The sequence below is a fragment of the Moraxella nasicaprae genome (assembly GCF_025643275.1).
In the GTDB taxonomy this organism is placed as follows: domain Bacteria; phylum Pseudomonadota; class Gammaproteobacteria; order Pseudomonadales; family Moraxellaceae; genus Moraxella; species Moraxella nasicaprae.
Genome location: NZ_CP089977.1, coordinates 1,153,240 through 1,177,367, shown reverse-complemented (window position 1 = coordinate 1,177,367; position 24,128 = coordinate 1,153,240). Strand labels below are relative to the sequence as shown.

Sequence of the window (24,128 nt, the reverse complement as noted above, 5' to 3'; positions counted from 1 at the left end):
TCGCAAAAAACCACTCATCTAAGTGGTTGTTTTTTAGTCAAATCCATCACATTCAATGATTGATACTTGCTTTTTTGATTCATCAATAAAAATAACGATAACCGTGCCAAGCAGCCAGCACAATAAAACCAAATAACAAAACACCAAAAAATCTTCCCATCATCTTTCCTATTGTTTAGTTATACTTTTATATTTTACCCCCCCCTGCGGAATTTGTCAAGACACCCGACTAAGCAATCATCAATCAACATCAATCATCTGATACACTTCATAGGCTGGCACTTCATAAGGGTGAGCTTGCTTATAGGCACTCACCACCTTACGCAGTCTGTCTTGATGAACCATCATCTCTACTCGCCATTCGGCAACTTCGCTCATCTTGCCCACTTGACCGATTGCAGGATTCGCCCCAGCCAATGGACGAAATTGCCCCACGCCCAAAGTCTGCCAAGCACAGCAATCATAGTTACCATCACGCCCAGCCCCCGCCTCAAACATCGCTGTTTTAACAGATGCTAATGCCGATTCTGGAATATAGGCGATGAATTTATACATAACAAATCTCCAATCTAAAAAAAGCCCGCACAATTCTTTGTGCGGGCATCTATTTGGTCAATCAATCCTAGTCTTCTAGTGGCACACCGATACGGCGAGCGACTTCTTCGTAGGCTTCAACCACATCGCCCAAACTTTGGCGGAAACGGTCTTTGTCCAATTTCTTTTTGGTTTCTTTGTCCCATAGACGGCAACCATCAGGCGAAAACTCATCGCCCAAAACCACACGACCATGAAACAGACCAAATTCTAGCTTAAAATCCACCAACATCAAGCCAGCGTCATCAAACAGCTTGCTAAGCACTTCATTGACTTTGAAAGTCAAACTTTGCATCTGAGCAAGCTCATCGGCAGTTGCATAGCCCAACGCAATGGCGGTAGATTCTGACAACATTGGGTCACCCAAAGCATCGTCTTTATAAAACAGCTCATAAGTCGGTGGCAACAATGGCAAGCCTTCTGCCAAACCTAAGCGTTTCATCAGACCACCAGCGGCATAATTACGCACCACCGCCTCAACAGGAATCATGGTCAAGCGTTTTACCAAGACTTCATCATCGGATAATTGACGCTCAAAATGGGTCTCGATACCAGCCTCAGCCAATTTTTGCATGATAAAAGCATTAAAGCGATTATTTACTTTACCTTTACGGTCAAGGCTTGCGACACGCTCACCATTGAACGCACTGGCATCATCACGAAAATGCAACACCAGATAGTCAGGGTCGGCGGTTTCATAAACAGATTTGGCTTTTCCAGTATAGAGCAGAGCTTGTTTTTCCATGATAAAATCTCAACATTGACAAAGTTTAGCGACGAACTGTCGGCGGTTTTGGTAATTGGTACTGTTTGCCAGCTTCATTGGTGAAGTCGCTCAATTCACCAACGGCATTCGGTGCTGTGTATAATGGCACAAAATCACCAGCAGGCTGATTGGCAGGCAGTTGAATTGGGGCAAGTTTTTGGCTTTGGCGATAGGTCAGACTGCCGTTATCACGCTTGGCAAATACGCCCTTGATGGTTGAGCAACCACTCATCAGCACCACTGCTGAGGCAGCTACAACCATAAATTTTGGGAATTTCATAATCATACTCTTGATAATTTAGATTAGCTTAGCACGCTCAATCGCTGCATCAATCACAGGCTGATACTCTTGGGATAGCCAGACCAGCGGTAAGCGAATGCCTTTGTCGATTTTGCCAAGTTTGTACAGGGCGTACTTGGTTGGCTGTGGGCTTGACTCGATGAACAAATCTTTGTGCAGATGTTTGATGGTATCATGAATGGCATTGGCTTCATCAAAACGCCCTTCTAAGGCAAGGGCAAACACCTGAGACATCGCTTTTGGTGCAACATTAGAGGTCACAGAAATATTACCCTTAGCACCATGCTTAATCAGCTCTAATGCTGTTGGGTCATCGCCAGACAAGACAACCATATGCTCGCCCACCGCCTCAATCAATGCCTTGCCACGCTCCAAATTGCCTGTGGCATCTTTGATGGCGACAATATTTGGAATGCTCATCAGTCGCTCAACCGTCTGCTGACTCATATCAACCACCGTGCGACCTGGTACATTATACAGCATCTGTGGCATATCCACCGCCTCAGCAATCGCCTTGTAGTGCTGATACATACCCTCTTGGGTTGGTTTGTTATAATAAGGAACCACCAACAACGCACAATCCGCCCCAGCGTCCTTGGCATGCTGTGTCAGCTCGATGGCTTCATGAGTGGAATTTGCCCCTGTTCCTGCAATCACAGGCACACGCCCAGCGACTTGCTTGACAAAGAAACGAATGACATTGCTATGCTCTTGCATGGTCAAAGTCGCCGACTCGCCTGTCGTACCAACCGCCACCAACGCATGAATCCCTTCGGCAATCTGCCATTCAATCAAATCCGCTAATTTATCATAATCCACCGCACCGTCTGTCGTCATCGGTGTAATCAGTGCAGTAATCGCACCACGAAGTCTGGATTTAATGTCTTGATATGCGTCTGTCATAATCGACCTTGATTTGGGTTATTGATTGTTAAGCCATATTTGCCAGTTGGCTGATGGCAATTTATTAGGATTAGTTTATCATACTTTTTGGCAGTTTTGATGATGATTTTGGCAATTTTGACCCAAAAATCCATCTCGCCAACATTTGATGATTGAGAATCAGTAGCGATGGCTAGTATGGCAAAATGCCCCTCATTCGTCAAGCATCTTCGCTGATTTGTTTGTCAAAACAGGTCAAGCACCGCATCAATGCGTTTGGCAACTTCATCAGGCGTGCCAGCTGCATCAATGCGTTTGATGCGAGCTGGATATTTACTGTGTTGATACGCCAATCCTTGATAAACTCGCTCAAAAAATGCAATGTCATTGGCTTCCATGCGGTCAAACGCCCCACGCTTGCCAGCACGACTCATGCCCGTCTTAATGTCCAAATCCAGCCACAGCGTGATGTCAGGTAATTTTGGCACAAAAAGCTGGGTCAGCTGCTCAATCTTAATCATCGCCTGTGCGTCGCCAAAATATCGCCCAAAGCCCTGATACGCCATCGTACTGTCACAAAATCTATCGCAAATGACCCATTTACCCGCCTGCAATGCTGGCAAAATCGTTTGGTGCAGATGATCAGCCCTAGCGGCAAACATGAGCAAAATTTCCGTATCGGCATCAATGGTGCGAGTCTTGTCCAAAAATATCGCCCGCAACTCTTCGGCAAGCACACTACCCCCTGGCTCACGAGTTTTGATAAACTGAATGCCAAGCGTTGTCAGCTTATCGCATAATGCGTTAATGGCGGTGGTTTTGCCCACGCCTTCGGTACCCTCAAAGCTGATGAACTTGCCTGTCATTGACTTTCCTTTTGTTTCATCACGGCACGATATTCGGCAACAGCAGCGTCGTGCTCCGCCAAAGTCTTGCTAAATTTATGTCCGCCATTACCTGTCGCCACGAAGAACAGCACATCGCTGTCATCTGGGTGCATGGTTGCCTTGATGGCTTCGGCAGATGGCAAGGCAATCGGCGTGGGTGGCAAGCCATCAATTTGATAAGTGTTATAATCGGTGCGTTCGGCAATATTGGACTTATAAATCTTGCCGTCATAGCGGTCAAATAATCCATAGATGATGGTTGGGTCGGTTTGCAGACGCATATTTTTACGCAAGCGATTGACAAATACCGATGACACCAGATTTCGCTCTGATTTGATGCCTGTTTCTTTTTCGATGATGCTTGCCATGATTAACGCTTCGTATGGCGTTTTATAGGGTAGATTCTCATCACGAGCCGCCCATGCTTCATTGAGCACTTTGGTCTGGGTATCATAAAGGCGTTTTAGAATCACGGTGTCGGTCGTGCCTTTGGTGAAGTGATAAGTATTAGGAGCAAACCAACCCTCCAAATTACCATTAGGCGAGCTGATGCCAAGTGCTTTGGCGACCGCCTCATTGTCCCTAGCGACATCGCTCCAAGCATAGCCATCTGCCTTTGGGGTCAAGGTTTCTAGCACCACGCCATCGGTATTTTTTAGCGTTTGATACAAATCTTTGATGGTTTTGCCCTCGATGATACGCACCGTGATTTGTTCAACCTTCGCACCCTCGCCCAAAATCTTGACCGTCTGGGCAAGGCTTGCCCCAGCAGGAATGGTATAGTCTCCTGCCTGCAATGGCTTGTCGGCAGCCACAGACAAATAAGCACGAGTCACAAAATCTGATGCCAACCACGCATCTGACCAACTGGGCTTGGTAAGAAGTTTTTGGTAAGTATCGCCTTTGCTGACAGTCAGGTTTTGTTCAGCTTTTTTGGTGGTAGAAAAGATGCTTTGATAGACCGCCAATAGCACAACAAGTGCCACAAGGCTTAACACAACCAAAATGCTGGTCAAACGATTGGTGGATTTTTTGGTTTTGGTTGGGCGTTTGATTCTGCTCATATTTTTTATCACACAAAAATTTTGCCTATTTTAGCAAAAGTTAGTTGCCTAGCGTCAAGAAAATTGTAACTTTGCCATTAGTTTTGGTATCATAAAGCACCGCCATCAAAATCACAAAATAAAACAACAAGGAATTTTTATGGATAAATTTCATCACGCTGACTTATTGCAAAGCGATTACACCACCGTTGAAGTCGTCTTTGATGATTTTTTTGAGCCAGACAATCTTGATGACACACCTAGCCAAGACGGACGAGCTTATACCTACAAAGCCAATATCCTGCTTAATCTACAAGTTGGCGACCGTGTGGTCGTACACGCCCAAAATCGGCTGGCAATCGCTCGCATCACCCAAGTGCACCAAGCCCCAAAAATCCAAGCAAACACACACTATCGCTATAAATGGGTCGTGGATAAGGTGGATTTGACCGCCTTTGCCAAACGCCACGAAGAAGAGACGCTCATTGACGAGATGATGGCACGGATAGAATTTGAGCAAGCACGCCAAACTTTGATGGATAAAGTGGATAAACTTCGCCAAGACAGCGATGAGCTTGATACCAAATATCAAGCCCTAAACGCCCTAAAAAAGCTGTTTATGCCATCACGATAACGGCATGCACACAGATAGCGTCCGCCATTGCCCTTGATGATATAACGCCACAACAGGCGTGATGCCTCGCACCGCATTGGTCAAAACACAAGCATCAAGCCGTGCCAAATCATCATCGATAAGTCTGCGTTCTCTGATGGCATATCGCTGACACAGCACCGCACGCATCACCCCAGCCACACCTGCGTGAGTGATGGGCGGTGTGTACCATTGCCCATCAAGCCGATACAGCACATTGCCCGTCGTCCCCGAAATCCACTCGCCCCGCACATCGCCAAGCAAGGCATCGCTGATGCTTGGATTATCCTGCTGTATCTGCTGTAATCGTGCTACCGCCAGCACCTGTTCTGGACAAGCGATGAGCTTAACACCGCACAAGGCAGGAATACGAGTTGGTAGGGCATCAGGCAAACAGCCAATCTGCATGGCTGGCTGAACAGGTACGCCATCAATCCACACAACGCCTTGATAAATCTGGCTTGGCATCGCCTTAATCCACACCTGACACTGCCCATCTTGATAGCCATAGCCACGCACCGATTGCTGACAACGACTGACGATGATTTTGATGATACCTTCATTCATTTGACTGGCAAATTTGACCAAATGACCCATCAATGGCTCAATATCCAGCTCAAAACCAAACACCTGTACGCCTGTGCGTATTCTGTCTTTGTGATGGTCTTGCCAAAGCATTTGCCCATCATACACGCCAATGGTGCTAAAAAATCCATCACCATAAGCACACGCTCGTTCATCAATGGGCGTGTGTACCTGCTGCCAATCGCCATCAAATAGATAGTACATCGCGCCCCCATCAATACGATAAAATCACACGACAGCGATAAGGCTTGCACGCTGCCTGCACCACATAAAAATCGCCCAAATCCAGTTTTGAAATCGTCTTGCCCTGCACCAATGCCTTGATGAGATTTGCCCCCAATTCGCCTGTTGCCACGCCCATCAATTCATGGGCACGCTTGGCGTATTCTTGTCCAGCTCTCTTGTCGGCATCGCTGTCAGTGGGGGTGGGATAATACCACACCAGCTCAAACAGTCTATCAGACTCAACCGTATAAAGTGGTGGCAAAAAGGCCTGTCGATAATAGGATAAAGTTGCAGGTCTGCCATAAAAATCCAGTGACGACTGCGTCTGGATAACATCGCCCAGCACCGCCTTAATATCAGTCATTTTGGCACTTTGTCGGCTGGGCAACTGCCAATCATCAGTGGGATAGATGACCGCAGTTGGGGGCGATTTTGGCACATCGGTTGGGGCTTGGGCTGACTCATCAGACGATATGCCAAACCACAGCAATAAAAACAGTATGAGTCCAATCACTATCCACAAAATGACAGGTTTGTTTGTCTTGTTATTAGCGGTCATAAGCATTCTTATTTGGTGAAGTTATCTGCCATTGTACAGGGTTTTAGCCACTTTGCCAAATATCATGATTTGCCCAAAAACTTGACAAGTCGTCAGCATTGGCTTATTGTTTGCTGAATTTTTGACAACATCAAACCTTCCACAAAATCCTAAAAAATCGCCATTTGTGGCAACGATTTAAGTCATGGCAAATCATGATGCCCATCAGCTTAACTTTTGGGCAGATGGTCGCCATCGTGCAAAAAGGTTTGATTTTTGGATTAGGCACACAGCTATGCAACATTTCATCGTCATTGGCAATCCCATCAGCCATTCAAAAAGCCCCCAAATTCATCACGCCTTTGCCAAGCATACAGGGCTTGCCATCAGCTATCAGCGGCAGTTTTGCCCTGATGACAAAGACAGTTTTGTGGCGGTGGTGCAAGCATTTTTTCATGGTGGTGGCGTGGGGGCAAATGTCACCTTGCCCTTTAAAGAAATCGCCTATCAGCTGTGTGTCGATACAGGCAATCTTAGCGATGAGGCAGCTTGTGCTAAGGCGGTCAATACCCTTGCCATCAAGGACGGTAAGCTCTATGGCGACAACACCGATGGGCGTGGACTGGTGGCAGATTTGATTGGACAAGGCGTATCTTTGGCATCATCAGATGTCGCCATCGTTGGGGCTGGTGGAGCGACTCGTGGAGCAATCTTGCCACTACTAAAAGCAGGAGCAAGGCTCACCATCTACAATCGCACACTAACCAAAGCTCAATCGCTGGCAACCGATTTTGATGCCCTATCCAAACACCCCTTATCCATCAAAACGCTCGATGAACTGATGAGAGCCAAACACGATGTCATCATCAATGCCACTTCTGCCACCACACACGGACAACATCTGAACTTAGGCAACTGCCAAGCAAATTTTGCTTATGACATGATGTATGGCAAACCATCGGCATTTTTGGCACATTTTGCCGCCCAAAATGCCAAGATTTGTGATGGTTACGGCATGCTCATTCATCAGGCGGCTTACGCTTTTGAACTATGGACAAATCAGGTCATCACAACCGATTGTCTTAGCCAATTAAAAACTGCTTAATTTTCAAAACTTTACCATAAATTGTGCAAAATTTTGCGAAAATACCCCATATTTTGTTTTATTTTGATGGATAAATTTGCTAGAATACGCCCCACAATTTTTTCCACATTGATGAAATAAGGGGTAAAATAATGAGCGATAACGCACTTGATTTTGACAATTTGGACGATTTATTTGATGAGTTTGATGGCGTGGCTGTCGAGGGTGGCGTGGATAACGAAAATGACGCTGGCTGTGAAGGCGGTGCTTGCAAGCTATAATCATTCATTGATGAAACAACATTGGGCGACTTGGTTTCGCCCTTTTTTATTGTCATGACTGCGTGATGCTTGTGATAAAAAATCATCAAACCCATCATCATTGATAAAATATTTTTATATAATCAATACACGAATATGAAAATATTTTATCAATTCGACAAAATCGCTGTGCTTGTCCAAAAATTACTGTATATTGCTCTTTATCCATACTTTTTTATTGCCCAATCAGTGCAATTCATCAACAAGATAAAGGAAGACTTATGCTAAGTTACAAAGCCCCTTTGCGTGACATGAAATTTCTCATCAATGAGATGTTTGACTACCAAAAGCACTACCAAACCCTAGACAACGGCAAAAATGCTGACGCTGAAACGGTTGAGATGATTTTGCAGGGTTTTGCAGATTTTGCCGAAAATGTGCTATCGCCCATCTATCAACCAGCCGATGAAGAGGGCTGTCATTTTAATGATGGTCAAGTTACCACGCCCAAAGGGTTTAAAGAGGCTTATCAACAATTTGCCGAAGGTGGCTGGCAAGGCATCAGCTATCCAGAAGAATTTGGTGGCATGAACCTGCCCATGTCATTAAACCTCATCAAATCAGAAATGATGGGTACGGCAAACTGGCCGTGGGCGATGTATCCAGGTTTGTCCATTGGGGCGGTCAATACCATCTTGCAATATGGCGATGCCACCCAAAAACGCATCTATCTAGCAAAACTGGTGACAGGCGAATGGTCTGGCACCATGTGCTTAACTGAGGCGGGCTGCGGCACTGACCTAAACCAAATGAAAACTCGTGCCACACCAAATGAAGACGGCAGCTACACCATCACAGGCAGCAAAATCTTCATTTCAGCAGGCGAACATGACCTGACCGACAACATCGTTCATATTGTGCTGGCTCGCCTGCCTGATGCACCTGCTGGTACCAAAGGCATTTCGCTCTTTATCGTGCCAAAATTCTTGCCAACCGGGTCAGGCGAGATGGGCGAAAGAAATGCGGTGCATTGTGGCTCTATCGAACACAAAATGGGCATCAGCTCATCAGCCACCTGTGTGCTAAACTTCGATGGTGCGACAGGCTATCTGCTTGGCGAACCAAACAAAGGGCTAAAAGCCATGTTTACCTACATGAACACCGCTCGTATTGGTACAGGCGTTCAGGGCTTGGCACACATGGAGCTGGCTTTCCAAAACTCCCTGCCTTATGCCAAAGAACGCCGTTCTATGCGTGCTTTGTCAGGCACAAAAGAACCCAATCAAGCTGCTGATGCCATCATTCATCACGCTGATGTGCGTCGTATGCTTCTGACCCAAAAAGCCTTTGCCGAAGGAGCCAGAAGTATGATTTATCACACCGCTCGCTATGCTGACAAACTTGCCGAAGCGGTGGTCAAAGGCGATGAAGCTGCCATCAAACAATGGGACGATAAATTGGGATTTTTCACCCCAATCATCAAAGGCTTCATCACTGAGCTGAGCATCGAGGCTGCCAAACACGGACAACAAATCTATGGCGGACACGGCTATATTAAAGAAGCTGGCATGGAGCTGATTGCTCGTGATGCTCGTATTTCTACGCTGTACGAAGGCACAACAGGTGTGCAAGCCCTAGACTTATTGGGTCGCAAAGTATTGCTACAAGGCGGTGGCAAAGTGATTCGTGACTACACCGCAGGTATCATGAAATGGTGTGGCGAATACGCCCTAGACAAAGAAATGCGTAAGTATGTTTGGGCATTGACCAAGCTGTGTGCCGAATGGAATATGCTGACCGCTCGCCTACTGCTGACCGCTCGCAAAGACCGTGACATCGTCTCAGCGGCATCTGATGATTTCTTGATGTATTCAGGCTATGTGATGATGGCGTATCATTGGGCGAGAATGGCGGCGGTGTCATTTGACAAACTAAAAAATGGCGGCGAACAACCCAAAGAGTTTTATCTTGCCAAAACCCAAACCGCAGAGTTTTATTTTGATAAGATTTTGCCACGCACTTCTGCACACGCTGAAAGCATGACCACACCAAGCAGCAGCATGACGCAGATGCAGATTGAGCATTTTGCTTTCTTAGACTAACTTGGTTGCATTCTAGCATCAGCCATCACGCCCAAGCCATCGTTTGGGCGTGATTTTTTATGATTTGATATGAAAAACTAGAATATATTAAGTGAAATTTATTCTTTTTATTCCCAAGCAGACTGATTTATAGTACATCTCATCAATAATATCATCAATAGTCTATAAGGAATCATAAATGAGCATTCAAATCACTCCCATCAAACCTGCCATCGGTGCAACCATCACAGGCGTGGACTTAAACCACCTAAGTGCCGATGACAATCAAGCCATCAAAGAGGCACTACTCAAACACCAAGTGCTATTTTTTAAAGGACAAAACCTGACCAGCCAGTCGCAAGTCGCCCTAGCACGCACTTTTGGCAACCTTCATATTCACCCAGTTTTCCCCACCGTGCCTGATGTTAAGGAAGTGATTGTGCTAGACAGTCATCAGACCGATTTGCGAGATAATGAGCTTTGGCATACCGATGTTACTTTTAGCAAAACACCGCCTTTGGGCTGTGTGTTACGAGCGGTCAAAATTCCGCCTGTTGGAGGCGACACCTTGTGGGCAAGTCTGACCGCCGCCTTTGAAGCCTTGGACGATGAAACCAAAGATTTTTTACGAGGCAAAACCGCCACCCACGACATTCGTCTATCCTTTCCTGCCGAACGCTTTGGGCAGTCTGCCGAAGATGATGAAAAATTGCAAAAGGCGATTGCAAATAACCCACCGCTATCGCACCCTGTTGTCCGCACCCACCCCGAGACAGGCAAGGAGGGGCTATTTGTCAGCGAGGGCTTTACCAGTCAGATTGACGGACTGGACGAACAGACAAGCCGTGAGCTACTTGATAAGCTGTTTGCCCACAGTATCAAGGATGAGTTTGTCATTCGCCATCAATGGAGCGAGGGCGATGTGGTGATTTGGGATAATCGTGCCACCCAGCACAAGGCACTGTTTGATTATGGCGATGCTCATCGGATTATGCACCGTGCGACTGTGCTTGGCGATGAGCCGTTTTATAAAGAAAGAGCCATCTAAAAAAGAAATGTAAAACTTGGCGGTGCATGATTGCACCCAACGCCCCATTCACGCTTTATCAACCAAAAAATTCGCCAATCTATCCAAACTTTTCCAAAATTTTGGAATTGGCGATTTTTTATTGCCAAAAATGACCAAAAAATCAAACAAGGTTCAGCCAAAATGTCAGCCAACCGTTTCAAAGCCCCCATCTTAACCAATGACAAACCCGCTACAAATCGCCAAATGAACCGCCAATTGCACGCTCGCCATTTACAACTGCTCTCCATTGGCGGTGTGATTGGGGCGGGGTTTTTCTTAGGGGCTGGGCGTACCATCAGTTTGGCTGGCACTTCGGTGCTGATAGTCTATGCTTTGGTGGGCTTGTTTGTGTTTTTGGTAATGCGAGCGATGGGCGAGCTGTTGTTGTCGGATTTAAATTTTCGCTCCTTTATTGATGTGATTGACCGTTATTTGGGGCGTGGTGCGTCCTTTGTGGTGGGATGGAGCTACTGGCTGTGCTGGCTGATTATTGCCATTGCCAATACCGTTGCGATGACAGGTTATATGCAGTTTTGGTATCCAGATATTGCTCTTTGGTTGCCAGCGACTTTGAACATTGCATTGATTGTTTTTGTCAATTTATTGTCGGTCAAATGGTTTGGCGAAGTGGAAAGTTATCTTACCCTTATCAAAGTCATTACAATGTTTATCATCATTGGTGCAGGGCTTTTTTTGCTCATCACAGGGGCAAAGGTGGGCGAGTATCGGGCGGATATTGGCAATTTATTCAATCCACAAAACTTTATGCCACAAGGCTTGGCAGGGTTTTTTGCCGCCTTTCAATTAGCCGTACAAGCCAATGCAGGGGCAGAGCTGGTCGGCACGGCAAGTTCAGAAACAAACAATCCCAAAGAAAATCTGCCCAAAGCGATTAACCAAATTCCCTTGCGTGTGGCGATTTTCTTTGTGGGTAGTTTGGCGGTGATTTTGGCGATTATTCCTTTAACCGACATTCAGGTGGGAATTAGCCCTTTTGTGCAATTATTTGGACTGCTTGGCTTTGGGGCGGTGGCTGGGGTCATCAACTTTGTGGCGTTGTCGGCAGGGGTTTCTAGTGCCAATAGCGGTCTGTACTCGGCATCTCGCATGGTGTATGGTTTATCAAAACAAGGCAACGCCCCAAAAGTCTTTGAAAAATTAAACAAAAAAGGCGTACCTGTCTATGGCGTGCTTTATTCGGCATTGTATTTGGCACTCTGCTTTATTTTGCTTTATGGGGCGGATAATGTGGTACAAGCCTTTGTGCTGATTAGCACGGTGTCATCGGTGTGCTTTATTTTGATTTGGGCGGTGATTTTGCTGGCGTATTTACGCTATCGCAAAACCGCCCCACACCTACACCAAACTTCAAGCTACAAAATGCCCTATGGCAAAGCCTTGTCTTATCTAACGCTCGTGTTTTTTGTCTGGGTTTTGTATTTGTTTAGTCAAAATCCTGATACCGTCAAAGGCTTGGCGTTTGTGCCTGTATGGGTGCTTGGGCTTTGGGGAGTGTATATGGGCTGGATAAAACATCAATCAATCTCCTAAATTGCCCCACCTTTGACAGTCTTAGCGTCAGCATTTCGTGTTTAGCCAAAAAAATAAATCCAGTCAAACAACCGTATGACTGGATTTTTCTTAGGCTTATCACACATCGACCGATAAAATACTTGCTTTTTTAATTAAAAATGATTATCATTATCATATATAATTCGTAAATGCAACAATGGAGAACAGTGGTGAAAAATATCCTAAAAACACTAGCACTTTCCGCTAGTCTAGCATTATTATTTGGCTGTGGTCAAGACCAGCAGGCTGGCACGCAAGCACAGCAGTCTGACAAACTGGTGGTTGCCACGACCTTTACCGTCATTGCCGACATTGCCCAAAATGTCGCTGGCGACAAAGCCGAAGTGGTCTCCATCACCAAAGCAGGGGCGGAGATTCACGACTATGAGCCAACCCCCCAAGACATCGCACGAGTGCAAAATGCAGGACTGATTTTGCATAATGGGCTAAACTTAGAACGCTGGTTTGATAAATTCTATGAAAATGCCAAAAATGTGCCAAGTGCCACCGTTACCGAAGGCATCACGCCTTTGCCCATCAAAGAGGGAGCGTACAAGGATTTGCCCAATCCGCACGCTTGGATGTCGCCCTCTAACGGCTTGATTTATGTAGAAAATATCAAAAATGCCCTGATTAAAGCCGACCCTGCCAATGCTGATGCCTATACCAAAAACGCCCAAGATTATGCCCAAAAAATCAAGGACTTAGACACCCCTTTGCGTGAAAAACTAAGCAAAATCCCCCAAGAATACCGCTGGCTGGTTACCAGTGAAGGGGCGTTTAGTTATTTGGCAAAAGATTATGGGCTACAAGAGGTCTATATTTGGGCGGTCAATGCTGAGCAACAAGGCACGCCCCAGCAGGTCAAGGCGGTGATTGACACGGTCAAAACCCACAAAATCCCTGTGGTATTTAGTGAAAGCACCATCAGCGATAAGCCAATGCAGCAAGTCGCCAAAGAGACAGGAGCAAAATATGGTGGCGTATTATATGTAGATAGCCTATCTGAAAGCGGTGGCAAAGTGCCGACTTATTTGGACTTGTTAAATGTTACGGTCAGCACCATTGCCGATGGGTTTGAGAGTGCAAGTAAATAAGCAAATCACATAAAGGGCGGGTTGTTTCGCCCTTTATGTTATAATGGCAAGAAGTTGATTTTTGGATAAATAATGGACTGGCTAAACCCCATCACAACCGCCATTATCTTTTTAATCATCGTTGATTGGTTTATCAATGATTCTTATCATCGCTTGATTTTTAAGAAAAACAGACAGTTGGCAAAACCCCATTTTCACAGCAAATTACATCAATCCTATCATTATTTGGTGAATGTTCTGACCGTCATTGGGGCGGTGCTGGTTGTGATTAGATGGATTTTGTTTTGAATAATTAAAAGTCAAATAACAGTCTATGAAAATAACCAAAAGCAGTATTAAGTATTTGATAGCATTATCATCTTGGATTTATTATATTGGTTTTGTGTTTTATCAATATTTGGTATCAGAAAGCTCATTATTAGATACCTTAGCAGGATTGTTTGCAGGTGTATTTGCTCCTTTTGTATTGCCAGAAACAGCTATTGTTGCATTTATGGCAATGCTTGCCACGATGATAATTAGCGGGGTAAATTGGCGATATAAATTTTTACTCATTGCCGTTTTGCAATGGCTGTATGTGGCAAGTGCGTTTTTTGTCATGGCTGCAATTGCCAGCATTTGACTTTGTCTAAGCACTTTAAAAAACGATTGATTTTTTCAATCAAAAACCCTTACAAAAATCACTTTAAAAAATGCTCATTATCTTTTAAAATAAATGCCCCAATCCAATAATGGAATTATAAGTTGCCCTATGACCACCACCAGTATTAGCGTTGCCAATGTCTCTGTCCGCTATCCCAACGGACACACCGCCCTAAACGATGTCAATTTTGACCTAACTGGGGGGACGATTTGTGCCTTGGTGGGGGTCAATGGCTCGGGCAAATCCACGCTGTTTAAGTCCATTATGGGGCTGGTTACGCCCACAACAGGACAAATCAAACTGTGCAATTTGCCCATCAAAAAAGCCCTAAAACAAAACCTTGTCGCCTATGTTCCCCAAGCCGAAGAAGTGGATTGGCAATTTCCTGTGTCGGTGCTTGATGTGGTAATGATGGGGCGGTATGGCTATATGAATTTTTTAAGAATGCCCAAACAGCGTGATAAAGACAAAGTGCGTGAGGCGATGGCAAGGGTGGGTATTGAAAGTCTGGCAAATCGGCAAATCAGTGAGCTGTCTGGCGGTCAAAAAAAGCGGGTGTTTTTGGCTCGTTCGCTTGCCCAAGAAAGCAAAATTATCCTGCTTGATGAACCCTTTACAGGGGTTGATGTCAAGACCGAGCAGGCGATTATGACCTTGTTATTAGAATTAAAAGCAAGTGGGCATTTGGTGCTGATTTCTACGCACAACTTAGGCACAATCCCAGAGTTTTGCGACCAAGTGGTGATGATAAATCGCACCGTTTTGGCGGTGGGCGACACGGCAAGCACCTTTACGCAGGAGAATTTGGCGAAGGTGTTTGGTGGGGTGCTACGGCAAATTCGCTTGGGCGGTAAGGATTTGCACAATGATGATGATACCAGAAGTGTTACCATTTTGGCGGACGATGAAGTGCCTGCGGTGTTTTATGGCAATGATAATTGCGATGCCAGTTGCCAAGACGAGATTGCCAAAAAGAATATGAGTAAAAATTACCACAGAGCCAGCCCCAAACAGCACCTGCAAGCCCCCATTATTTATAACCCCAAAACCCTACAAAACGAACCAAATCCTAAGAAAAATGGGGAAAATGGCGATGATTGAACTGCTTTTTGAACCCTTTTCTTATGACTATATGAACACGGCAATGGTGATGAGTGCCGCTGTTGGGGGAGTGTGTGCGTTTTTGTCGTGTTTTTTGATGTTAAAGGGCTGGTCTTTGATTGGCGATGCCCTCTCGCACGCTGTTGTGCCAGGGGTGGCGATTGCTTATGCACTTGGATTGCCCTTTGCGGTGGGGGCGTTTTTGTCAGGGTTTTTGGCGACTTTGGCAATTCTTTGGATTAAATCCATCACCGCCCTAAAAGAAGATGCGGTCATTGGCTTTATTTTTACTTTCTTTTTTGCCTTAGGCTTGTTTATCATCTCCATCAACCCAACGGCGGTCAATGTGCAAGAGATTATTTTTGGTAATATTTTGGGCATTGCCAGCTCCGATGTTTGGCAAGTGGGCGTGGTGATGGCGGTGGCTTTTTTATTTTTGGTAATATTTTTCAAAGACTTAACCTTAACTTTTTTTGATGAAGTGCAAGCGGTGGCAAGCGGACTAAATCCCAAAGTTTTAAAGGTTTTATTTTTTAGTTTGCTGTCGGCGTGTGTGGTGGCAAGTTTGCAGACGGTGGGGGCGATTTTGGTCATCTCAATGGTGGTAACCCCAGGGGCAACCGCTTATCAGCTTTCCGATAAATTTTCACAAATCATCAAAATCGCCATCGCCATTGGCGTGGTAACTGGCGGACTGGGTGTCTATCTATCCTATTTTCTTGATGGGGCGACAGGCGGTGTGATTGTGTCTTTGCAGGGGATTTTGTTTATTTTGGCGTTTTTGTTTTCAAGTAAGTTTGGGTATTTAAGACAAAAACGGCTTGCCAAACATCAGGAGCCGATACAATGACCCCAACCCAATTTTTCCTAGACCCCCTTGCCCATACCTTTATGCAACACGCCTTGATTGCCGCCATTGCGGTGTCGTCTGTTTGTGCGGTGCTGTCTTGTTTTGTCGTTTTAAAGGGCTGGTCGTTGATGGGCGATGCCATCAGTCACGGCGTGTTTTTGGGCGTGGTGGTGGCAAGTATTTTGGGCTTACCCTTAATGCTGGGGGCGTTTTTGGCAGGGATTTTGTGTGCGGTGTCAGTCGGATTTTTAAAAAACAACACTCGTATCAAAGAAGACACCCTGATGGGTATTGTCTTTTCGTCAATGTTTGCCTTTGGGTTGGTAGCATTTACCAAATTAAACACAGGCGAGCATTTAAAGCACATTTTGTTTGGTAATCTTTTGGGTATTTCAAATGCCCTGCTTTGGCAGGTGGTGGCGGTATCGGTGGCGGTGCTGCTTTTGATTTTGATTAAATACCGTGATTTTTTATTGTACGCCTTTGATGCCGCCCAAGCCAGAATCGCAGGCTTGCCTGTCAGTGCCTTGCATTATGGACTGCTTATTTTGCTGTGTGCAACTATTGTGGTGGCGATGAATGCGGTGGGGGTCATTTTGGTGGTGGCGATGCTCATCAGCCCGGGGATTACCGCCTTTTTATTAACCAAACGCTTTTTGCCAATGCTTGCCATTGCTATTATTAGTAGCATTATTAGTAGTACGGTTGGTGTTTTGGCAAGTTTTCATTTGGATTCGGCAACAGGGGCAACCATTGTACTGTGTCAGGCGGTGCTATTTATGGGTGCGATGCTCATCAATAAAATCAAACAAACGCACCATCAGCCCGCCTAACTTGGCGACATCGGTCACTTATTGCTTAAATGTGCCACCGCCCCTTGACTGGCTTGCACCCTATCATCGCCCACCAACTCTTTAAGTACACCACCTCTCATCTCAAACAATCTGTCTGCTTGGTCAAAATAAGCATTATCATGACTAATCACGAACAACGTTTTGCCCATCGCCTGCAATATTGGCAAAATGGTTTGATAAAAATAATGTCGATAATGAGGATCTTGCTCGCCTGCCCATTCATCAAGCAACAAAATATCTCGTTGCTCACAGATGGCAATCAGTAATGCAAGACGCTTTTTTTGCCCCGTAGAAAGATGATTATTTTTGATGATGCCATCAACAATTTCAACTTTATCATCTAACTGCAAGCGATGTAGCCATGCCTGATACCAGCTCTCATCAACCAACTCATCTTCTTTGCCAAGCAAGGCATCAAACAAATAAAAATCCACAAAAATTGCCGAAAATAGCCCCTGATAATCTCTCATATCATCAGCATGGATTGGTGTGTCGTCAATGTATATCGTGCCTGTTTGAGGCGTGGCAAATCCCAACAAAACATTGGCAAGCGTGGATTTGCCAGAACCATTAGTACCAATCAAAAACAGCGTCTCGCCACGATTTAAGGTCAGATTAACCTGTTTGAGTGCAAAATGACCATCATCATAGCCATAGCTGACATCATGCAACACGATTTGCCGCCAATGTGTCGGTGGTCGTTGTGGCAAAGACTGGGTAGTTGTTGGTAGTTGTAATGCATTGATTTTATCAAAAGCGACTTTGGCAGTTTGCCAAACAGGGTATGCACCAACTGCCTTTAATAAAGGCGATTGCAAGAATAAAATCGCAAAACCAAAAGTAATCCCAACCTCAAATGGCAAATCAAGCCAGTAAGTCAGCCCCATCACCAGCCCCAATGACCCAAACAACGAAATGTTGGAAAAATTTACCGCTGATAAATGATAAGTATCTGCCTTGATGATGTGTTTTTGGTAGGTGCTGGCTTTGTTCATAAAACCAAGATGAAGTCGTCTGGCTCGTGCTTTGTTGAGCGTCAAGCCTTGATGACCATCTAGCACCGCTTGATAATCGCCATAAAGCTCATCATCGATGTGTCGCAAACTCGTCAAATGTGCATACACTCGATGAACCAGCACCTTGCTCAGCCACAGCGTGATACCCACCCAAATACTCACCGCCACCAATAGCCCAAGCGACAAACTGCCCAAATACACCATCACTACCGCACAGACAATCAGACCTTGTGCCAGCTCTGGTAAGCGGACAAACGCCATGGTGATGCTTTGTATGTCATTGGATAAACTTGCCAAAATTTTGGGCGTGCCAATTTGCATCAAAGTTTGATGATTGGTGTTGAGCAATCGTTCAATGAGCGTTGTTTTAAGACCAAACATAAAACGATGCCCCAAAACCGTCAAGGCATATTGTGACAAAAATGTCGTCAAAAGCAGTAATGCAATCAGCCCAAAAAACCACCACAAATCATCCATGACAAAGTGAGCATCAAACAAATAGTGATGAATGAACGCCAACACGCCCACATTAACCAGTGCGTTGATGAGATTGAGAAGAACCACCTGCCATAGGGCGGATTGGTGCGTCTGCCATAGCAGGGTTGATAAAGTGGATTGTTTCATAGACAACATAACAAAAACCAACCGCAAAAACGGTTGGTTGTGAGAGGTTGATGATTAAAAATCAAACGATGCTGAGACCTTGACGGTGCGTGGCTCGCCTGCCACCAAGTAGCCCTGTCCAGGATAGCCACCCACACTTGCCCAATGCTTGGTGTTAAATACATTTTCTACATTGCCACGCAAAGTCACTGGCACGGCACCCAGCTCGGTGTGGTATCTTGCCCCTAGATTAAGCAAGGTATAGCCATCGATTTTTAGGCTATTGTCAGCTTTGGCATAGCGACTGCCAGTGTGTAAGACATCGCCTGTCAAAGTTAATCCTTCGATGCCATCTAAGTCATATTCAGCACCTGTACGCCAATTAAACTTGGCAGCACCAATGACTGTCTTGCCATCAAAGGCATCGTCTGTGTCTTTTTGTTTGGCATCAAGCACCGTAAAGCCTGTGTTTAGACGCAGATTTGGTGTGGCAGCACCATACACCATCACTTCCAAGCCCTGATGCACATTATCGCCTTTGGTGTCGGCATTGCCATTTGCCAAAGATGCTCTTGGTTCTTTGATTTGGAAAACCGATGCGGTCGCTCCGATGCCATCTTGGTCATATTTCACGCCCAATTCAGCCTGCTTGGAGACATATGGTTTAAGCATTTGGGTGCTGGCATTGATGCTGACATTTTTGCCTGCCGTCAATTTTTCGCTATAATTGGCAAATGCTGACCAGCTTGGAGCAAAACGATAGTTGGCAGCAAATACAGGCGATACTTTGCTGTCATCATAATGAGTATTCCAAGTATGGTCTTGGGTTTTGATGGCTTGATAACGAGCCCCCAAAGTCAGCTGTAAATCATCGTCCAATGCACCAATGGTATTTGCCAAAGCAATGCTGTTTAATTTGGTGGTCGCCGTCAGACTTGGGTTGTCCAAAGAACCGCCCGAACGATACACCGCTGCTGATAACGCTGGCTTATCGCCCTGCGTTGGACTGTATAGATTGTTGGCTTGCTGATTACTCCAATCCCACACGGTGGCATTTTTTTCTTCGGCTTGATAGGCGTTAGCGGTCAGTGTCCAAGCATGGCTTAGCTTGCCCGTTTGAAAATTACCCTTAACACCAAGCTCGCCTGTCTTGATGTCGTCCTTGCGATTATTATCAAAGCTGGTGTAATAGCCATCGCCCGTCTTACCATCAGTCAAGTAGAAAAATCCACCACCAAGCACATTATTTTCTTCGCCTTGACGCATACCATAAGCAGCAAAAGCGGTGATGTTGTCATTAAAATCGTACTCGCCACGCACGGTTGCAAAGGTGTCCTTAGATTGGGTATTTGCCCAGTTTTGTGTCCAATTCGTCTTAGCATTGACCGCTTTTGGTGCTACGGTGGCGGCATTGACATCAACACTGCTGCGTTTGGCGGTGTCTGTTACCTCTTGATGACCGACATCAAAAGACACACGCAAGTTTTCGCCACGATAGTCGCTGCCCACAGAGATAAGCTTGGTCTCTTTTTCTTCGCCCGATACCGCACCATCGCCCTTGCCATAGGCAGCATTGACACGCACGCCCACTTTGTTACCCACGAAGCGTTGCCCCACATCAGCCGCCACTTTGACCTGTCCATCTGATTCATAGCTGACTGTCAGTTCTTTTTTTGGATTATTGCCAGCTCGTTTTGGTAGCAGAGTAATCGTACCACCTGTGTTAGCACCGCCTGGTGACACGCCATTAAGGGCAGCCGAAGCACCTCGCTGAATCTCTACTCGCTCAAACAGCTCGCCAGCGGTGTATTGTCGAGGCATGATGCCATACAGACCATTGTACATCGTGTCATCAGAATAAGTCACAAAACCACGCATCATGTAGGCTTCTTGAAAATTACCATAGCCTCGTGCCAGCTGTACCGTCGGGTCTTTTTTTAGCACTTCGCCCACGCTGTCAGCTTGGGTGTCTTTGATGAATTTTTGGGTATAGGCTGTGGTAGAAAAAGGCGTGTCCATCACATCTTTATTGCCCAAAATGCCCACACGACTGCCTTTGGCAAACTGTCCGCCTGCATGAGCTTTTTTTAGACCCACGCTGCTGGCATCAGCACTGACCGTCACCACAACTGTACCCAAATTCACATCAGCTGGCTCATTGTTATTGGCAGCGGCAGTACCAATCAAGCTGGTCACTAATAAACTTTTGATTGTCAAAGACAAAGGAGAAATACGCATCATCAAATCACTCTGTAATACCATGCACACGCCCAACAACTGGGTGAAGTTTGACAAGCAGTCATCTTGTGCATGGCAAATCATCATAAAAAAACTTTTGTGCAACAAAAAAGCCTGCACCTTGATGTGCAGACTTCTTTTTTCCATCAAAAAGTACAGGCTTTTGGTGTTCAATCAAATCATTCATGCACCAAATTGCTTAATGATAATACAAATCATTAAAATAAGCAACAAATCAATCAGCGTGACCAAAAAGAAAGTCAGCTCATCGAAATTTTCTCATCAGTCCAACAAAATACACACCTCCCACCAAAGAGGCAATCGTGCCAGCAGGGATTTCATAAGGGAAAATGACATAACGCCCCACCCAGTCAGCCACCACCAACAGGCACGCTCCCAATAAAGCTGAGACCAACAGGCGTTGTTGTAAAGTTCTAGCTCCCATCATCATCGCTAGGTGCGGTGTCATCAAGCCAACGAAACTTAGCACGCCTGTGGCAAAAGTGGCGGTCACAGACAGCAGTGCCACCAAGCCAAGCAATACCCCATTTGTCCAAGTCACATCAAGTCCACGCCCTTGGGCAATGCCTCTGCCAAAGCCAAGCAATCCAAGCGGTTTGGCATACAAAACAGCCATGATTAGACCAGCCATCGCCACCCCTGCATAAGCATACGCAGTGCTTGGATTGGCATAATAACTTGACCCTGAAAAAAATGACAACACCGTTGTCAGCTGCGGATTGCCAGAGACTTTGATGATGCTCATCAGCACACCCACCAATGCAGACACCGCCACACCCGTCAACAGTAATGCACTACTTGCCACTCGACCAGACAACCAAAGAATGAACGCCAAAGACAGTGCTGCCCCCGCCAGACCAAAGCCAAACAGCGTACTCATCGTTGGTGTGATGCCCATCATCGGCAAAATCACAAAACCTGCGACCACACCCATGGCTGTACTGCTACTGATGCCTAGCACTTCTGGACTTGCCATTGGGTTGTTGCTCATACTTTGTAGCACCACGCCTGCCACAGATAGCATCACACCTGCACTGATTGCCGTCAAGGTTCTTGGCAAGCGGTATTCACTGATGAGCCAGCCATCATCAATCCCTGCCCATGCCCAAACGATTTGCATCATCGTGCCATCATTGACCACTTTTGGTGCAAACCATAAAGCAATCATCATCAAAAGCAATAATGCCATCACAAGCAGATGGGGTCGAGCTGTTTTGTCAAAAGCCATGGTAATGGCAAATGAGTCATCTTTTTGTTTGGGCAGGCGAAACAACCAATAAATCATCAAAGGCGTTCCCAATAAAGCGGTCATCGCCCCTGCTCCGATGCCTGTATTTGCCAAAAAGAGCGTGGTTAGATTGCTGGTAATCCATAAGGTCAATGCCCCAAACACAAAACTTGCCAGCAATTTTTGCCACAGTCGATGCACGGGCATGGCATTGGCAAGCGTCGCTCCCATCAAGCCCACAAAACCAATCAATCCTAAATTACCCACGATGATGGATAATACACCCGCCACCAGCACCGTCACATACAGGCGAATCTTGCCCACACTCACGCCCAGACTTTTGGCACGCTCATCATCAAGACTCATCACACTCATCGCTTTATAGACAGGTGCGATGGCAATTATCAATACACACAAAGTCATCAGCAGCGTCAAAGACTTAGTAAAGCCTGATTGGGTCAGCACACCACTGCCCCACAACAGCACCCCCAGTCCATATTGGGCATACTGCAAAATCAGTACATTGGCAACCGCCCCAAGCACAATATTGACCATCAAGCCTGACAGCACCATCACCACAGGGCTAAACCGACTAGGAGCGGACAATAAAAAAATCAATCCAATGCTTGCTAATGCCCCCAAAAATCCCACCCAAAAATTGCCATACAAACCAAAACTGGGTAAGAAAATCGTGGTAATCAGCAATGCCATTTGGGCTCCACCGCCCACCGCCAAAGTGCTGTCTGACGCCAATGGATTTTTGGTCAAGGTCTGCAATAAGGTACTGCACACACCCAATAGTCCACCTGCCAATATCGCCACCACCATCGTGGGAATCAACGACAATGCGACACCAAAATCAGCTAGGGACAGCGAATGGTGATTTAATTTTTCCAATAAAACATTGGTGGATAAAAATAATGTTGCCACATCGCCTTGCCATTGCCCATCAATGACAGCATGGCTTGTGATGAATGCCAAAACCAACAATCCAATCAAAAATACATGACTTGTTTTCATCATCACTTATTACCACCAAGATGACCAAAATCAGTATAAGCAGTCGCATTCACCAGCCCATCAGCAAACCCTGTCATGCTCGCCAAATCGCCATACGCCCACGCAGGTTGCATGACCATCGCACAGCGACTGCCATCGTCATAGCCTAAGCGTTGCCATAAGGGATTTTTTGCCAGCTCTGCTTTGAGCATCGGACTAAACGGAGCAACAATCACAAGACAAGTATCTGCGTCAAGTTTGGTCAGCTCATTGAGTTGCCCAATATAAGTACCCCATTCGCCAGCATCGCCAAATGCCATCGACGCCAATCCCATTTTTTCCATTGCCACGCCAAACGGCGTAGATGTGGTGTAATGATAAAACTGAGTGGCATTAGGAATTTGCATCACAGCAAGTCGCTTGATGTGCGGATATCGCTTTTGAAAAATCTCTCCTTGCTGTTCTAGGTGTTTGGCGACCTGATTGATATAATTGACCGTTTGTTCTTTTTTGCCAATTTTATCGCCCAACGCCAAAACAGCCTGCGCATAATCTGCCCAGACAGGCTCTCGACCTTTTCTATCAACACCTTGATACTCCCAAGCAGGCATGGTAACGGTGTTTAGATGACCATAAAATCCTGTATAAATAAACAAATCTGCCGATAACTGTGCCATCAGCTCAGGATTGGGCGTGAATCTTGTCCCCAAATCCATCACACCCTCAGGCATGGCTGGACTGACCGACCAATCAGGTAAAGTGGTCAAATCGCCCGTCGCCACAGGAGGATTGCCGATACCGACCAGCGTCGATGCAACGCCCCAATCTGGGGTAATGATGCTCATGCTTGGACTAAGATGATTGGTATTGCTGGTTGATTGATGCGGTGCGTCAGTCTTGGAGCAAGCGGTCATCATCAAAACCAAGCCAAATAACATA

Annotated in this window: 24 protein-coding genes; 12 read left to right on the top strand and 12 right to left on the bottom strand. The window is 45.9% G+C overall.

The window, feature by feature from the left end:
• Nucleotides 1-240: 240 nt before the first annotated feature.
• From LU297_RS05545 to mltG, 6 genes are all read right to left on the bottom strand, one after another.
• Nucleotides 241-555, bottom strand: coding sequence for a YqfO family protein (locus LU297_RS05545; protein WP_263075566.1), 315 nt, complete (start codon nucleotides 553-555; stop codon nucleotides 241-243).
• Nucleotides 556-622: 67 nt separating this feature from the next.
• Nucleotides 623-1,339: a phosphoribosylaminoimidazolesuccinocarboxamide synthase gene (purC, locus tag LU297_RS05540; RefSeq protein WP_263075565.1), complete on the bottom strand. Its 717-nt coding sequence runs from the start codon at nucleotides 1,337-1,339 to the stop codon at nucleotides 623-625.
• A 25-nt stretch (nucleotides 1,340-1,364) separates the two neighbouring features.
• On the bottom strand, nucleotides 1,365-1,640 hold the full coding sequence (locus tag LU297_RS05535; RefSeq protein WP_263075564.1) for a hypothetical protein: 276 nt from the start codon (nucleotides 1,638-1,640) through the stop codon (nucleotides 1,365-1,367).
• An 18-nt stretch (nucleotides 1,641-1,658) separates the two neighbouring features.
• The gene (gene dapA / locus LU297_RS05530; protein ID WP_263075563.1) at nucleotides 1,659-2,564 is read right to left on the bottom strand and encodes a 4-hydroxy-tetrahydrodipicolinate synthase; all 906 of its coding nucleotides are present in this window, start codon (nucleotides 2,562-2,564) and stop codon (nucleotides 1,659-1,661) included.
• 224 nt (nucleotides 2,565-2,788) lie between these two features.
• Complete coding sequence (gene tmk / locus LU297_RS05525; RefSeq protein ID WP_263075562.1) at nucleotides 2,789-3,409, bottom strand: dTMP kinase; 621 nt, start codon at nucleotides 3,407-3,409, stop codon at nucleotides 2,789-2,791.
• On the bottom strand, nucleotides 3,406-4,494 hold the full coding sequence (mltG, locus tag LU297_RS05520) for an endolytic transglycosylase MltG (RefSeq protein WP_263075561.1): 1,089 nt from the start codon (nucleotides 4,492-4,494) through the stop codon (nucleotides 3,406-3,408). Before mltG ends, tmk begins: the two co-directional genes overlap by 4 nt.
• Nucleotides 4,495-4,633: 139 nt before the next feature.
• Between mltG and LU297_RS05515 the strand changes: the two genes are divergently transcribed.
• Complete coding sequence (locus LU297_RS05515; RefSeq protein ID WP_263075560.1) at nucleotides 4,634-5,107, top strand: hypothetical protein; 474 nt, start codon at nucleotides 4,634-4,636, stop codon at nucleotides 5,105-5,107.
• Here LU297_RS05515 and LU297_RS05510 read toward each other — a convergent pair.
• Together LU297_RS05510 and LU297_RS05505 are read right to left on the bottom strand one after the other, a co-directional pair.
• A complete protein-coding gene (locus LU297_RS05510; RefSeq protein ID WP_263075559.1) occupies nucleotides 5,099-5,914 on the bottom strand; it encodes an aminotransferase class IV in 816 nt (271 codons plus the stop codon). The genes LU297_RS05515 and LU297_RS05510 overlap by 9 nt on opposite strands.
• 10 nt (nucleotides 5,915-5,924) lie before the next feature.
• Nucleotides 5,925-6,494 carry a hypothetical protein gene (locus LU297_RS05505; RefSeq protein ID WP_263075558.1) on the bottom strand — a complete coding sequence of 190 codons (570 nt, stop codon included), beginning with the start codon at nucleotides 6,492-6,494 and terminating at the stop codon, nucleotides 5,925-5,927.
• Nucleotides 6,495-6,768: 274 nt separating this feature from the next.
• Here LU297_RS05505 and aroE point away from each other — a divergent pair, with 274 nt between their 5' ends.
• The 11 genes from aroE to LU297_RS05450 all read left to right on the top strand — a co-directional run bounded on the left by aroE (nucleotide 6,769) and on the right by LU297_RS05450 (nucleotide 17,063).
• Nucleotides 6,769-7,578 (top strand): shikimate dehydrogenase, encoded by an 810-nt coding sequence (gene aroE / locus LU297_RS05500; RefSeq protein ID WP_263075557.1) that lies wholly within the window; start codon nucleotides 6,769-6,771, stop codon nucleotides 7,576-7,578.
• Nucleotides 7,579-7,709: 131 nt separating this feature from the next.
• A complete protein-coding gene (locus LU297_RS05495; RefSeq protein WP_263075556.1) occupies nucleotides 7,710-7,838 on the top strand; it encodes a hypothetical protein in 129 nt (42 codons plus the stop codon).
• 260 nt (nucleotides 7,839-8,098) lie between these two features.
• Nucleotides 8,099-9,919 carry an acyl-CoA dehydrogenase C-terminal domain-containing protein gene (locus LU297_RS05490; RefSeq protein ID WP_263075555.1) on the top strand — a complete coding sequence of 607 codons (1,821 nt, stop codon included), beginning with the start codon at nucleotides 8,099-8,101 and terminating at the stop codon, nucleotides 9,917-9,919.
• A 178-nt stretch (nucleotides 9,920-10,097) separates the two neighbouring features.
• Nucleotides 10,098-10,946 (top strand): taurine dioxygenase, encoded by an 849-nt coding sequence (tauD, locus tag LU297_RS05485; protein WP_263075554.1) that lies wholly within the window; start codon nucleotides 10,098-10,100, stop codon nucleotides 10,944-10,946.
• Between the two features lie 30 nt (nucleotides 10,947-10,976).
• Complete coding sequence (locus LU297_RS05480) at nucleotides 10,977-12,518, top strand: amino acid permease (RefSeq protein WP_263075553.1); 1,542 nt, start codon at nucleotides 10,977-10,979, stop codon at nucleotides 12,516-12,518.
• Between the two features lie 191 nt (nucleotides 12,519-12,709).
• Nucleotides 12,710-13,636 (top strand): metal ABC transporter substrate-binding protein, encoded by a 927-nt coding sequence (locus LU297_RS05475; RefSeq protein ID WP_263075552.1) that lies wholly within the window; start codon nucleotides 12,710-12,712, stop codon nucleotides 13,634-13,636.
• 72 nt (nucleotides 13,637-13,708) lie between these two features.
• Nucleotides 13,709-13,924 carry a hypothetical protein gene (locus tag LU297_RS05470; RefSeq protein ID WP_263075551.1) on the top strand — a complete coding sequence of 72 codons (216 nt, stop codon included), beginning with the start codon at nucleotides 13,709-13,711 and terminating at the stop codon, nucleotides 13,922-13,924.
• A gap of 25 nt (nucleotides 13,925-13,949) precedes the next feature.
• Entirely contained in the window at nucleotides 13,950-14,258 is a 309-nt protein-coding gene (locus LU297_RS05465) for a hypothetical protein (protein WP_263075550.1), read from the top strand.
• A 129-nt stretch (nucleotides 14,259-14,387) separates the two neighbouring features.
• On the top strand, nucleotides 14,388-15,380 hold the full coding sequence (locus LU297_RS05460) for a metal ABC transporter ATP-binding protein (RefSeq protein WP_285894526.1): 993 nt from the start codon (nucleotides 14,388-14,390) through the stop codon (nucleotides 15,378-15,380).
• Complete coding sequence (locus tag LU297_RS05455; protein WP_263075549.1) at nucleotides 15,373-16,230, top strand: metal ABC transporter permease; 858 nt, start codon at nucleotides 15,373-15,375, stop codon at nucleotides 16,228-16,230. Before LU297_RS05460 ends, LU297_RS05455 begins: the two co-directional genes overlap by 8 nt.
• Entirely contained in the window at nucleotides 16,227-17,063 is an 837-nt protein-coding gene (locus tag LU297_RS05450) for a metal ABC transporter permease (RefSeq protein ID WP_263075548.1), read from the top strand. Before LU297_RS05455 ends, LU297_RS05450 begins: the two co-directional genes overlap by 4 nt.
• A gap of 14 nt (nucleotides 17,064-17,077) precedes the next feature.
• Here the strand turns inward: LU297_RS05450 and LU297_RS05445 are convergent, their stop codons facing one another.
• The 4 genes from LU297_RS05445 to LU297_RS05430 all read right to left on the bottom strand — a co-directional run bounded on the left by LU297_RS05445 (nucleotide 17,078) and on the right by LU297_RS05430 (nucleotide 24,127).
• Complete coding sequence (locus tag LU297_RS05445) at nucleotides 17,078-18,724, bottom strand: multidrug ABC transporter permease/ATP-binding protein (RefSeq protein WP_263075547.1); 1,647 nt, start codon at nucleotides 18,722-18,724, stop codon at nucleotides 17,078-17,080.
• Nucleotides 18,725-18,778: 54 nt separating this feature from the next.
• Nucleotides 18,779-21,115, bottom strand: a complete 2,337-nt coding sequence (locus LU297_RS05440) for a TonB-dependent receptor (protein ID WP_263075546.1) — start codon at nucleotides 21,113-21,115, stop codon at nucleotides 18,779-18,781.
• 91 nt (nucleotides 21,116-21,206) lie between these two features.
• Nucleotides 21,207-23,213 carry a Fe(3+)-hydroxamate ABC transporter permease FhuB gene (gene fhuB, locus LU297_RS05435; protein WP_263075545.1) on the bottom strand — a complete coding sequence of 669 codons (2,007 nt, stop codon included), beginning with the start codon at nucleotides 23,211-23,213 and terminating at the stop codon, nucleotides 21,207-21,209.
• A complete protein-coding gene (locus LU297_RS05430; RefSeq protein WP_263075544.1) occupies nucleotides 23,213-24,127 on the bottom strand; it encodes a TroA family protein in 915 nt (304 codons plus the stop codon). Before LU297_RS05430 ends, fhuB begins: the two co-directional genes overlap by 1 nt.
• Nucleotide 24,128: the final 1 nt, after the last annotated feature.

Coding starts and splice junctions, on each gene's coding strand:
- LU297_RS05510 (WP_263075559.1), bottom strand. CDS start 5,914: ATGTACTATCTATTTGATGGCGATTGGCAGCAGGTACACACGCCCATT.
- LU297_RS05455 (WP_263075549.1), top strand. CDS start 15,373: ATGATTGAACTGCTTTTTGAACCCTTTTCTTATGACTATATGAACACG.
- aroE (WP_263075557.1), top strand. CDS start 6,769: ATGCAACATTTCATCGTCATTGGCAATCCCATCAGCCATTCAAAAAGC.
- LU297_RS05490 (WP_263075555.1), top strand. CDS start 8,099: ATGCTAAGTTACAAAGCCCCTTTGCGTGACATGAAATTTCTCATCAAT.
- LU297_RS05505 (WP_263075558.1), bottom strand. CDS start 6,494: ATGACCGCTAATAACAAGACAAACAAACCTGTCATTTTGTGGATAGTG.
- LU297_RS05545 (WP_263075566.1), bottom strand. CDS start 555: ATGTATAAATTCATCGCCTATATTCCAGAATCGGCATTAGCATCTGTT.
- LU297_RS05470 (WP_263075551.1), top strand. CDS start 13,709: ATGGACTGGCTAAACCCCATCACAACCGCCATTATCTTTTTAATCATC.
- LU297_RS05430 (WP_263075544.1), bottom strand. CDS start 24,127: ATGTTATTTGGCTTGGTTTTGATGATGACCGCTTGCTCCAAGACTGAC.
- tauD (WP_263075554.1), top strand. CDS start 10,098: ATGAGCATTCAAATCACTCCCATCAAACCTGCCATCGGTGCAACCATC.
- LU297_RS05460 (WP_285894526.1), top strand. CDS start 14,388: ATGACCACCACCAGTATTAGCGTTGCCAATGTCTCTGTCCGCTATCCC.
- LU297_RS05515 (WP_263075560.1), top strand. CDS start 4,634: ATGGATAAATTTCATCACGCTGACTTATTGCAAAGCGATTACACCACC.
- LU297_RS05495 (WP_263075556.1), top strand. CDS start 7,710: ATGAGCGATAACGCACTTGATTTTGACAATTTGGACGATTTATTTGAT.
- dapA (WP_263075563.1), bottom strand. CDS start 2,564: ATGACAGACGCATATCAAGACATTAAATCCAGACTTCGTGGTGCGATT.
- purC (WP_263075565.1), bottom strand. CDS start 1,339: ATGGAAAAACAAGCTCTGCTCTATACTGGAAAAGCCAAATCTGTTTAT.
- mltG (WP_263075561.1), bottom strand. CDS start 4,494: ATGAGCAGAATCAAACGCCCAACCAAAACCAAAAAATCCACCAATCGT.
- LU297_RS05450 (WP_263075548.1), top strand. CDS start 16,227: ATGACCCCAACCCAATTTTTCCTAGACCCCCTTGCCCATACCTTTATG.
- LU297_RS05465 (WP_263075550.1), top strand. CDS start 13,950: ATGAAAATAACCAAAAGCAGTATTAAGTATTTGATAGCATTATCATCT.
- tmk (WP_263075562.1), bottom strand. CDS start 3,409: ATGACAGGCAAGTTCATCAGCTTTGAGGGTACCGAAGGCGTGGGCAAA.
- LU297_RS05535 (WP_263075564.1), bottom strand. CDS start 1,640: ATGAAATTCCCAAAATTTATGGTTGTAGCTGCCTCAGCAGTGGTGCTG.
- LU297_RS05445 (WP_263075547.1), bottom strand. CDS start 18,724: ATGAAACAATCCACTTTATCAACCCTGCTATGGCAGACGCACCAATCC.
- fhuB (WP_263075545.1), bottom strand. CDS start 23,213: ATGATGAAAACAAGTCATGTATTTTTGATTGGATTGTTGGTTTTGGCA.